The organism is Bradyrhizobium sp. 141 (genome assembly GCF_023074055.1).
Taxonomy (GTDB): domain Bacteria; phylum Pseudomonadota; class Alphaproteobacteria; order Rhizobiales; family Xanthobacteraceae; genus Bradyrhizobium.
Map to the genome: position 1 here is coordinate 1 of NZ_JADPKR010000008.1, position 781 is coordinate 781.

A 781-nucleotide genomic window follows, 5' to 3' on the forward strand; every position below is an offset into this window, starting at 1 on the left:
CACCAACTTGACGGCACCTTTGCCTGCCTTCCGGCGTGGATGACTGACGAGGCTGCGTCCCGATTCGAGATCAGCGTTGAGCCGCATTTTCCCCTGAATGTTCTTCGCTCCCTACGCAACGAGGTCGATGCGCTTCTAGGCTTTCTGGCGTCCGAATCAAAAACGGAGCGACTAGAGAATGACGCAGCGATCCGAGAATTTCCAGCCAAGCCTGTTCGAGGCCGAGCGACCGTGCGTCGAACTGCGTGCAGCTCAAAAGAGCGAGCTCGCGATGGTCATCGAGGTGCTGCTGCGCGAGATCGCGGCGGCGCTGGCAAAGGCGGCAAGCGGGGGGAGCGGCGATGACCACAATCACGACTGAGCATCTCGCCCGCAACGCCTGCGTCTACATCCGGCAATCGACAGCAGACCAGCTCGCGCATAATCAAGAGAGCCGACGGCGCCAATACGGCCTCGTCGATCGCGCCAAGCAGCTTGGCTGGAGCAACGTCGAAGTCATCGACGACGACCTCGGCCGGTCCGGCGGCGGCATCGCGCGTCCCGGCTTCGAGCGGCTGCTTGCAACGATCTGCGACGGCCGTGTCGGCGCTGTGCTCGCGATCGAGGCGTCGCGCCTTGCCCGTAATGGCCGCGACTGGCATACGCTGATCGAGTTCTGTGGATTGGTCGGCACGCTCATCGTCGACGAGGACGGAATCTACGATCCTCGCCATCCCAACGATCGGCTGCTGCTTGGCATGAAGGGCACGATGAGCGAGCTTGAACTCTCGATGTTCCGCCA

The 781-nt window shown here is 62.4% G+C and carries 2 protein-coding genes; both read left to right on the plus strand.

Annotation, left to right across the window (positions count from 1 at the left end; translation table 11 throughout):
• Positions 1-178: 178 nt before the first annotated feature.
• Positions 179-361, plus strand: a complete 183-nt coding sequence (locus IVA81_RS02320) for a hypothetical protein (RefSeq protein ID WP_247311653.1) — start codon at positions 179-181, stop codon at positions 359-361.
• On the plus strand, positions 342-781 hold a 440-nt coding region (locus tag IVA81_RS02325; protein ID WP_247311656.1), incomplete at its 3' end, for a recombinase family protein. The genes IVA81_RS02320 and IVA81_RS02325, both read left to right, overlap by 20 nt.

What these genes read in the sequence shown, in the direction of transcription:
- IVA81_RS02320 (WP_247311653.1), top strand. Translation starts at nt 179, where the DNA reads ATGACGCAGCGATCCGAGAATTTCCAGCCAAGCCTGTTCGAGGCCGAG.